This is a genomic window from Bacillus sp. AFS001701, from assembly GCF_002559405.1.
Taxonomy (GTDB): domain Bacteria; phylum Bacillota; class Bacilli; order Bacillales; family Bacillaceae_G; genus Gottfriedia.
The window spans coordinates 1-10,388 of sequence record NZ_NTZO01000284.1 but is presented as its reverse complement, the minus strand read 5'-3'; the positions used below and the strand labels follow the sequence as shown (position 1 = coordinate 10,388).

General features: G+C 32.6%; 10 protein-coding genes and 1 riboswitch. Of the genes, 3 read left to right on the top strand and 7 right to left on the bottom strand.

Annotated elements, in window-relative coordinates:
* Nucleotides 1-534: 534 nt before the first annotated feature.
* The 6 genes from hisC to CN514_RS17985 all read right to left on the bottom strand — a co-directional run bounded on the left by hisC (nucleotide 535) and on the right by CN514_RS17985 (nucleotide 6,252).
* A complete protein-coding gene (gene hisC / locus CN514_RS18010; RefSeq protein WP_098233781.1) occupies nucleotides 535-1,617 on the bottom strand; it encodes a histidinol-phosphate transaminase in 1,083 nt (360 codons plus the stop codon).
* A gap of 176 nt (nucleotides 1,618-1,793) precedes the next feature.
* Entirely contained in the window at nucleotides 1,794-2,945 is a 1,152-nt protein-coding gene (locus CN514_RS18005) for a homogentisate 1,2-dioxygenase (protein WP_098233780.1), read from the bottom strand.
* A 10-nt stretch (nucleotides 2,946-2,955) separates the two neighbouring features.
* A complete protein-coding gene (locus CN514_RS18000) occupies nucleotides 2,956-3,852 on the bottom strand; it encodes a fumarylacetoacetate hydrolase family protein (protein WP_098233779.1) in 897 nt (298 codons plus the stop codon).
* 4 nt (nucleotides 3,853-3,856) lie between these two features.
* Nucleotides 3,857-4,468, bottom strand: coding sequence for a flavin reductase family protein (locus CN514_RS17995; protein ID WP_098233778.1), 612 nt, complete (start codon nucleotides 4,466-4,468; stop codon nucleotides 3,857-3,859).
* Between the two features lie 12 nt (nucleotides 4,469-4,480).
* Nucleotides 4,481-5,596: a 4-hydroxyphenylpyruvate dioxygenase gene (gene hppD / locus CN514_RS17990; protein WP_069034473.1), complete on the bottom strand. Its 1,116-nt coding sequence runs from the start codon at nucleotides 5,594-5,596 to the stop codon at nucleotides 4,481-4,483.
* Between the two features lie 335 nt (nucleotides 5,597-5,931).
* Entirely contained in the window at nucleotides 5,932-6,252 is a 321-nt protein-coding gene (locus CN514_RS17985; protein ID WP_097975384.1) for a winged helix-turn-helix transcriptional regulator, read from the bottom strand.
* Between the two features lie 338 nt (nucleotides 6,253-6,590).
* On the opposite strand from CN514_RS17985, the gene CN514_RS17980 reads away from it, so the two are divergent.
* Complete coding sequence (locus tag CN514_RS17980) at nucleotides 6,591-7,127, top strand: flavodoxin family protein (RefSeq protein WP_098233777.1); 537 nt, start codon at nucleotides 6,591-6,593, stop codon at nucleotides 7,125-7,127.
* 23 nt (nucleotides 7,128-7,150) lie between these two features.
* Nucleotides 7,151-8,308 carry an iron-containing alcohol dehydrogenase gene (locus CN514_RS17975; RefSeq protein ID WP_098233776.1) on the top strand — a complete coding sequence of 386 codons (1,158 nt, stop codon included), beginning with the start codon at nucleotides 7,151-7,153 and terminating at the stop codon, nucleotides 8,306-8,308.
* Nucleotides 8,309-8,661: 353 nt separating this feature from the next.
* Here CN514_RS17975 and CN514_RS17970 read toward each other — a convergent pair whose 3' ends face one another.
* Nucleotides 8,662-9,615, bottom strand: coding sequence for a carbohydrate kinase family protein (locus tag CN514_RS17970; RefSeq protein ID WP_098233775.1), 954 nt, complete (start codon nucleotides 9,613-9,615; stop codon nucleotides 8,662-8,664).
* Between the two features lie 184 nt (nucleotides 9,616-9,799).
* A riboswitch (PreQ1 riboswitch) is annotated at nucleotides 9,800-9,844 on the top strand.
* 5 nt (nucleotides 9,845-9,849) lie between these two features.
* Between CN514_RS17970 and CN514_RS17965 the strand changes: the two genes are divergently transcribed.
* A complete protein-coding gene (locus tag CN514_RS17965; RefSeq protein WP_056470694.1) occupies nucleotides 9,850-10,335 on the top strand; it encodes a QueT transporter family protein in 486 nt (161 codons plus the stop codon).
* The last annotated feature ends 53 nt before the right edge of the window (nucleotides 10,336-10,388 follow it).

The following is a 10,388-nucleotide window of genomic DNA, read 5'->3' as shown; positions in this document are numbered from 1 at the left end:
GTGTTACTTGGTAGCTACCTGTATTTTATTACATTTCAAATTTTATAATAGAATCCTTTTATGAACAATAATCAAATTTGGTAGATATGTTGTTTATGAAACAGTCTTTTACAAATATGTCGCATAAAGTCAAAATTGGTTAAAACATTTGAAACATGTCGGAAAGATTTTATATAAAGAACATTGATTATAATTTTCTAAAAAATTATTTACATTAACGGTATTTGAATGAGTAATATATGGATATGCGAATAAAAAATCTAATGAAGATGCATTATTAAGTTTATTTGGGAAGAATAGTTTTGAATGGATTACCATTAACTCAATTGCAGGAAAAGTGGACGGTAGTAGAAGAACAATTTATTTACAATACTAAGACAAATTCCGTCATTTAATAATGTGATTGATTATTTTAATCATCACCTATTTTATAAAATAAAAAAATCCGCTCAATATATTGTAGCGGATTTTTTGTTTAGCTATATCGTAGATGGTTTAGGACCCCATCTTGTAAAATGACGATTTTCTAAATACTTAGATTGTAGAAGTATTTTTCGTTAATGCTGGCTTTAAATGTAAGATTAGTCCTTCATTTTCAGCAGCAGTTCCGATTGTAATTCGAATTCCATTAGGGAATGCACGGATAATGTATCCTTTTGATTCTAGATCTTTAAAGATTTCTTGGCTGTTTTCAAGTGGAACAAATATAAAGTTTGCTTGAGATGGATAGTATTCAATTCCATAGCTATTGAAAAACTCTTCGTATTGTTCCATGCCTTTTTTATTTTGTTCAACACAGTTTTTAATAAAGACTTGGTCTTCAAGTGCTGCTATTGCTGCTACTTGAGATAGCATAGAAGTGTTGAATGGTAGTCGAGCAATATTTAATTCTTGGATTAATTTGCTATTTGCGATACCATAACCGATTCGGAATGACGCTAGGCCGTATGCTTTTGAAAATGTTCTTAATACGATTAGATTTTCAAATTTATTTAATAATGAGATTGTATCAGGGAAATCTGATGCTGATACATATTCAACGTATGCTTCGTCAACAACTACAAAAGTAGAGCTTGGTACTTTTTCTAAAAACTCGACTAATTTGCGGGTTCCAATATATGTACCTGTTGGGTTATTTGGATTACAAATCCAAACAATTTTAGTATTCGCATCTACTTGTTCAAGCATTGAATCTAAATCGTGTACACCATTCACTAAAGGAACAGGTCTAACTTCAGCACCTTCAATAACTGCGTGATGAGCATATTGTGAAAAAGTTTGTGAAGCTTGTACAATATTATGTTCTTTTGTTAGCAACGCTCGACTAATCATTTGAATAACTTCGTCAGCACCACTTCCGAATATTAATTGATCTGGCTGTATATTTAGGAAATTTGCTAGTTTCTTACTAATTTCTTCTGTCGCTCCATCTGGATAAATCGCAAACTTACTTACTACATTACGTAGTTCTTCAAAAACTTTAGGAGAACATCCGAATGGATTTTCATTTGATGCAAGTTTTACTACTTTGTCTAGACCATATTCACGCATGACTACTTCACTTGGTTTTCCTGGTGTGTATGCTTGAAGAGTCAAAATTTGTGGTTTCACGTACATGCTTATTTCTCCTTTTATTCAAAGTTTTGTATAATGTTGTCAGTTTATCATATTATTAAGCTGTTAATCTAGTACTATTTTCAAGAATATTTCAAATTATCTAGTTCCATAATGCCTGCGTTATCTTGAAAAAATTGCTTGTTTCAAATTCAAATAAAAAGTAGAATCAAAAGACTCTACTTTTCAATCCAACTACCCATATAAGCCGGATCTTCATATTGATGTGCTTCTTTTACTACGTAAAGTGGTCTAAATGTATCAATCATAACTGCTAGTTCTAATGTTTCTTTCTTTCCAATACTACCTTCAGTTTTACCTGGATGTGGTCCATGTGGAATACCAGATGGATGTAATGTAATAGACTCTTGTTCGATTCCTTTTCTACTCATAAAGTTTCCTTCTACATAGTAAAGGACTTCATCACTGTTTACATTACTGTGTACATAAGGTGCCGGAATTGCTTCAGGATGATAATCATACATCCTTGGAACAAATGAGCACACTACAAAATTATGTCCTTCGAATGTTTGATGTACTGGTGGTGGCTGATGAATTCTTCCTGTAATCGGTTCGAAATCTTCAATATTAAATGCCCATGGATATAAATAACCATCCCATCCTACTACATCAAATGGATGATGTGTTAAGACATGTTTATAAAGGTTTCCTCTTGCTCTAGTTAAAACAGTGAATTCACCTTTTTCATCATATGTCTCTAAGATTTCAGGTCCTCTAAAATCACGTTCGCAAAATGGGCTATGCTCAAGCATTTGGCCATATTCATTGCGATAACGTCTTGGCGTTGTTAATTGGCTATTTGACTCAACGATTAAAAACTTCGTATCATCATTTGGAACTACTTTGTAAATTGTTCCAATAGGGATCATGATATAATCCCCTTTACGGTAAGTAATTGTTCCAAACATTGTTTGGATTTCACCTGAACCGTAATGGACAAAGAACATTTCATCTCCTTCACCATTTCGATAAAAATGCTTGCTTTCTTCCGTTACGTTTGCAACTGCAATTAAAAGATCAGAGTTACCTAAAACGTAAACTCTTCCTTCTAAAGCATCACCTGTACGCTCTAAATTGTTTGTACGAATATGGCGGTGTTGCAGGGATGTCTGTTCTTCAAATTCGATTTGAAGTGATTTATAAAATGATGTTTCACTAACAGATGTAGGCATATGGTTATGATATAAAATAGATTGAGTACCTGAAAATCCTTTTGTACCCATTACCTGCTCTCTGTATAATGATCCATCTTCTTTACGAAATTGAATATGTCTTTTCTTTGGAATCTTACCTAGACTACGATAATACACACGCTTCCCCTCACTTTCTTACAGTATTTCGTAATGTACCTAAACCTGTAATGCTTAACTCAACAACGTCTCCATCTTCTAACCAGCGATGTTTTTCTTCACCAAGTTCTAAAATACAGCCTGTTCCAACAGTTCCGGAGCCAATCACATCACCTGGATATAGTGTTACATTTTTTGAAGCATGAGAAATTAATTCTGGAACGGAATAATAAATTGTAGAAAAGTTGCCACTAGAAATGATTTTGCCATTAACTGCAGCTGTCATCTTCAAATCATAGCTTTTCCCTGTTCTAAATTTCTCAATTTCATCTTTTGTTACAATGCAAGGTCCTAAAGAAGTAGCAAAATCCTTACCTTTTGATGGACCTAAACCAACCTTTACTTCATGTGCTTGAATATCTCTAGCACTCCAGTCATTTAAAATTGTATAGCCAAGAATATAATCATCGGCTTCTTCAACTGGGATATCTTTACCTTCTTTACCGATAATACAAGCGATTTCTAATTCAAAATCCATCTTTTTACAATTAGTTGGAATGCTGACATAATCTTCAGGTCCAATAACCGCGCGATGATTCGTAAAATAGAAAACTGGTACGTCATACCACTCAGGTATCATCTCTAAACCTCTTCTGCCGCGAGCAGTTTTCACATGCTCCTCAAAGGCATAAAAGTCACGAATACTTTGTGGTTTTGGTAATGGTGCTCGCAATTGAACGGAAGAAAGTGGAATACCTTCTCCTGTTATTTCTGCTATTTCATTTTTATATAAATCATAGTTTTCTAGAATTGTTAGTAAATCCGCTGGAATTCGGCCATTACTAGCTTTATTAAGATCGATTACTTGATCTTCAACTAATAATCCTGCACGCTCATTACCATCATATTGAAAAGTTATAAATTTCATACCTTCACCTTTTTCTTTCAATTGCAAAAGTATCAGAAATAGCACGAGTGTAAGAATGGCCAGCAAGGCGACCAACTGGATTTAGCTTTTCAGTATTGATTTTGCCATCTGCATATAAATCATCATTTATATGAACATTAACGACTTTACCAATTACTAAGCTTCCAGCACCTTTGTTTTCACCAAAATGTAGAAGCTCATGAAGCTCACATTCTAGTCCTACTAAACTTTCTTTTACTCGAGGAACTTGCACAGTTGTTCCATCCACTTTTGTAAGACCAACTTGTTCAAATTCATCTACTCCATACGGAAAATCTGCAGCAGCATTATTAACTTGTTCACAAATTTCTTCGCTTACAATATTAATAATAAATCGTTTCGTCTGTTCAATATTTTTTAATGTGTCTTTTTTCTCGCCGTCTGTCCCTCTAATCATTGGTGCAAAGCACACTAACATCGGGTCAGCACAAATCGCTGTAAAGAAACTAAAAGGTGCAACATTCGCTACACCTTCTGAGTTTACAGTTGAAACAAAAGCAATGGGACGAGGCAACACTGAACCAATTAACAGCTTATAAGCATCTTGCCATGGTAAAGTATCCGGTCTAATTTCCATTGTTACAACTCCTTATAGATTTCCTCGAAGTTCTTGCTCACGCTCGATTGATTCGAATAACGCTTTAAAGTTTCCATCACCGAATCCTCTAGCACCTTTACGTTGAATAATTTCAATAAATAAAGTTGGACGGTCAACGATCGGACGAGTGAAGATTTGTAATAAATACCCTTCATCATCACGGTCAACTAAAATCTTTAATTCTCTTAATTTCTCAATATCTTCATCAATTTTTCCAACGCGCTCTGTTAACATATCATAGTACGTATCTGGTGTTTTTAAGAATTCTACACCTAGAGCTCTAAGCTTAGTAACTGTATCAACAATATCTTCAGTTAATAAAGCAATATGTTGTACGCCTGGTCCATTGTTATAGTCTAAGTACTCTTGAATTTGTGATTTCTTTTTACCTTCAGCTGGTTCATTAATTGGGAATTTAATTCTGCTTCCATTTGTCATAACTTTTGACATTAATGCAGAATATTCAGTACTAATATCGTCATCATCAAAATGGATCATTGATTGGAATCCCATTACATTTTCATAATAAGAAACCCATTCTTCCATTCTTTCAACGTTACCAACTACATGGTCTAATGCGATTAGTCCTGTTTCATTTACAGGAATTGTGAAAGCACGATCTTTATATCCTGGTAAGAAAGGACCATTGTAATCGCCTTTTTCGATTAATGTGTGAATTGTATCACCATAAGTTCCGATTACAGCTTTTTTAACTGTTCCGTACTCATCGCTAACTTCAGTTGGAGGTAAAATTTTAATTGCTCCACGGCTTACTGCACCTTGATACGCTGCTTCGATATCATCTACTAATAAAGCGATATCTTTAACACCATCGCCATGTTTTTTAATGAAGTCAGCAATTTTAGAATCTTCTTTTAAAGTTCCAGTAATCACTAGACGGATCGTACCATTTTTTAATACGTAAGAAACTTTATCACGTACTTTTGTTTCTAAACCAGAATATGCTACTGGTGTAAATCCAAAAGTGTTTGCGAAGAAATAAGCTGTTTGTTTCGCGTTCCCTACATATAGTTCTAAATGATGCACATCTGATACTGGAAAAACATCATAGCTAGTATTTGTTTGTTTTAATTCATCTTGTTTCATTTTAATTTCCCCCTATAAATTACGATTTTTGTAAAGAAAAGAAAAAACTATGTAAGAGCGCTAAGTAAACGCTTACAAAACAAATAAACCGCATAAAAAAAATTCTTAACAAGGATGACAATTCGCCAAGAATACCATTTGGAAATATATGGGAATTTCCCTAACGAACACACAACCTTTACTACTATATTAATGTAATCATCCTTTTATGAATCGATTTTACATTTATTATAGTAGTCTCTAACATAAATATTTCTACACTTCTTTTTAAATTCCTTCAATAAATTTTCAATTAAATAAATTTTTTGTCGTTTCTTAATTTTATAACGATAGTATCAATTCGTTTTGCTTTTCTTTATATGATTTCCGCCCCAAGCACATAAGAGATCCAAAATTGGTTTCATTGATTTACCGTATTCATTTAATTCGTATTCCACTTTAGGTGGAATTTGATCATAAGCAATACGATTAATTAGACCATCCGCTTCTAACTCTCTTAACTGTTGTGTCAACATTTTTTGAGTTATTTTAGGCATCAGTTTTCTAAGCTCATTTGTTCTTTTTTTACCAGTTTCTAAATGGCAAAGTATGATACATTTCCACTTACCACCAATTACCTCAATCGCTGCTTCAATCGGCATATTATATTCTTTCATAAATCCTCCATCATTGCTAATTACTATTTAATTAAATATAAAGTTATTTTACTCAACATTTTTAGTACAAATGAAAACTTCAAAATCACTATATATCATGGATAATATAACTCTTGTCCTATCAATGATTTTGCAATCAACAGTAAAGGTTCATAAAATATAGCATACAAATAATTTATAGTTCAATTATTTTATCAGTCATAAAAAATCCGAACTTAGTTCGATAGACTTAGATTATTCAAAAAGCTTTATAGGCACTTTTTAGTACGTACTTTATTTTAGGAGCGTTATCATTCATAATTACAATCATCATTTATTTAAAAAGGAGTGGAAACAATATGTTTATCATTCATGGTAGTTCTAGGGAAAACGGAAATACAGAGCAGCTAACAAATCTCATTACAAAAGATGTTGCCAGGATGGAAGTGCAATTACGTCATAAAAATATAAAGGCAATTAATGACCAAAGACACGAGCCAAATGGCTTTCAACCTATTGATGATGATTACGAGGAAATTGTTAAAGAAATGCTAGAGCATGATACGATTATTTTTTCAACACCTTTATATTGGTATGGTATGAGTGGATACATGAAAAACTTTATTGATCGTTGGTCTCAAAGTCTTCGTAATAAGGACCTACAATTCGCTGAAAAAATGAAAAATAAAAAAATGTATGTCGTAATTGTTGGTGGCGATCAGCCAAAAATTAAAGCACTACCATTAATTTTACAATTTAAACATATTTTCGAATTTGTTGGAGCAACACTTGAAGGTTATATTATTGGAACCGGAAATTCACCTGGAGCAATATTGGTAGATCAATTAGCCATTCAACAAGCCGAATTGCTAAACACTACACTAAAAAATAAGTAAGTACAACTAGAAGGAGCAAGACCTTGATTCCATTTTTACAACATAACCCAACTAAATTATGGTTTGGGAAAAATCAAATTGAACAATTAGCAAATGATGTACAAGAATACAATCGTATACTTGTCGTTTATGGTGGCGGCAGTATTAAAAAAAATGGCGTATATGATGACGTAATGAACCAACTAAGTGGTAAAACGATTTTTGAACTTTCTGGCGTTGAACCAAACCCGAGACTAACAACGGTGCAAAAAGGAATTCAAATTTGTAGAGATAACAAAATTGATTTTATTTTAGCAGTAGGCGGCGGCAGTGTAATCGATTGTGTTAAAGCAATCGCAATTGGCGTTCCATACAAAGGAGATGTGTGGGATCTTATAACTAGAAAATCCCAACCAACTAGTGCAACTCCATTTGGTACTGTTTTAACTTTAGCTGCAACTGGTTCAGAAATGAACTGCACATCAGTCATATCTAATATGGAAGTAAATGAAAAAAGAGGATGGAGTAACCAATTCGTTTTTCCTAAGTTTTCAATTTTAGACCCTTCTTATACATTCTCTGTACCATTAGATCAAACAATCTATGGAATTGTCGACATTATGTCACATGCTTTAGAGCAATATTTCCACCGTGTTAGCAATACACCTATGATTGATCGCTTTATCGAGAGTTTATTAATTACTGTAATTGAAGCTGGTAGTAAACTTGTTAATGATTTAGAAAACTATGATTTACGTGAAACAATTATGTACGCTGGAACAACAGCATTTAATGATACGTTATTGAACGGTACAGATGGCGGCGACTGGGCATCACATCAAATTGAACATGCAGTATCTGCCATTTACGATATTCCACACGGCGGTGGATTAGCGATCATATTCCCTAACTGGTTAAGTCACTGCTTAGACTATGATCCAGGCAGAATTAAAATGCTAGCAACAAATGTTTTTGGAATTTCTGAAGAAGGAAAAACAACAAAGCAAGTTGCAGAAGAAGGAATCCAAGCACTAAGAAGTTTTTGGAACTCAATCGGTGCACCAAACCGTTTAGCAGATTATCAAATTGACGACTCACGTTTAGATGAATTAGTAGAAAAATCCTTCGTAAAACCAGTGGTTGGTGGTTACAAAATTTTGGATAAAGAAAGTGCGCGAGATATTTTAGTTCGCTCTCTTTAATGATGGAAAGAACCTTGCATTCAGCGAGGTTCTTTTTTCAGTATGCGTGTGATAGTTGATCTTTATTGCTATGAACCAATACCCTTTTGATTCGATATTCGATTTATTAAGATTTTTGATTAATATCTGCTGTTTTTTTTTTCGGGGGTTAAGTGTTGGCTTATTTGCAGTTATATTAGTTTTATTTGCAGTTCAAATTTATTTGCAGTTTCACAGACTTTATTTGCACCCACTAATTTTTCTTTGCACTAAGCTTTACTAATTATATTTGCAATTTCAAATCTATCTGCTCCTTACCTAAATTTACTTGCACTTTTTTTAATCAAAAAAAGAACCCAATAAAAGGTTCTCAACTAAAATTGCATTTCTACCCAATTAAGTTCATTAATATGGTGATCTACAACATTACAACACATATTCGGGTTAATCGTATCGACATGTGAAATTGTAATAGAAGACATTGAAACCGAATATTTAACTGTATCAACAATGCTCATATTATTCATATAGCCATATCCGATCCCAGCAACTAAAGCATCTCCCGCTCCTGTTACATTAACGACTGAAACTCCATCGGCTTGGATAATACCTTCTTCTATTCCATCATTATAATAAATACCTTCTGCATCTAAACTTATGAAAACATTTTTTACGCCTAATTCTCTAAAATATCTGCCAGCTTTTCGTACATCTTCAACAGAAGTAATTTCAAATCCACACAATACTTCAGCTTCATGTCGATTTGGTTTAATCGTATGAAAATATTGAATATAATCTTTTATTTTTGACGCTTTTGAAGCAGAAACTGGATCTAAAATAAATTTTGTTTCATTATGGAAATTTGTTAATAAATACGCTAAAATACTTGGATTATCCGCGTCAACCACCATATATTCAGCATTTCGAATAACCTCTGCTTTGGAGTCTATAAACTCCTTTGTAAAATTGTTTGTGATATCTAAATCTACTACCGCAGAAACCATTTCTCCGCTTTCATTTAAAATGGCTAAATATGTTGGGGTAGATTCTCCTTTAATAATTAATGTGTCTTCCATATCTATGTTCATATTTATAGCGTGATTTAACATATTAATTCCATTGATATCATCACCAATGACTGAAATAAACTTTGTATTTAAGTTGATCTTTGCCATATTTTCTGCAATATTACGGCAAACACCACCAAACGATACTTTTACACTGCCTGGATTTGAATCATATGGACGATAATTTTTTTTCGTAAACCCGATAATATCACATATCGAAACACCAAATACTAATATATATGGATTAGAAGGAATTGTCATTTTGTCAGTCCTTTCACTTTAAACTGAAAGAATAATAAATTGTTTTGATTCACTAATTATATCAGTATAATATATTTTTTATAAAGTATTTTTTTGAACTTATTTTCATAATTAATTTCTTTATTATTATTGACTAAAATTATTTATAAGTATAATATTTATTCTTACGTTTAAAAAATATATTTTTTACGTGGTTCGAGAACCTCCCACGAAAAAAAACTAAGGAGAAACAAAATGAAGTTAAAGACAATTACTGTTAATGGAGTATTTGCTGCACTTTATATTGCAGTTACGTACTTTATTCAACCGTTCGGGTTTACGAATGTACAGTTTCGTGTATCCGAAATATTTAACCACTTAGTCGTATTTAATAAAAAGTACATATATGGAGTAGTTTTAGGAGTTATATTAGCTAATTTTTTCTTTTCTCCAATAATGGCATATGATTTAGTCTTTGGTGTTGGCCAATCGATTATTTCGTTATTAATTACAATTGCAACATCAAAATTTATAAAAGGTATTATACCGAGAATGATTGTTAACACGGTTGTCTTTACGATTACAATGTTCTTAATCGCAATCGAATTAAAACTAGCATTTCATTTACCTTTCCCAATGACTTATTTAACGACAGCCATTGGTGAATTTGTAGTAATGGTTGTTGGTATACCAATTATGTACTATTTAAATAAACGAGTAAAATTCGAACATCTTATTTAATTAAAAAAGAGTTGTTTCTCTAAATGGAAACAACTCTTTTTATTATGTATTAT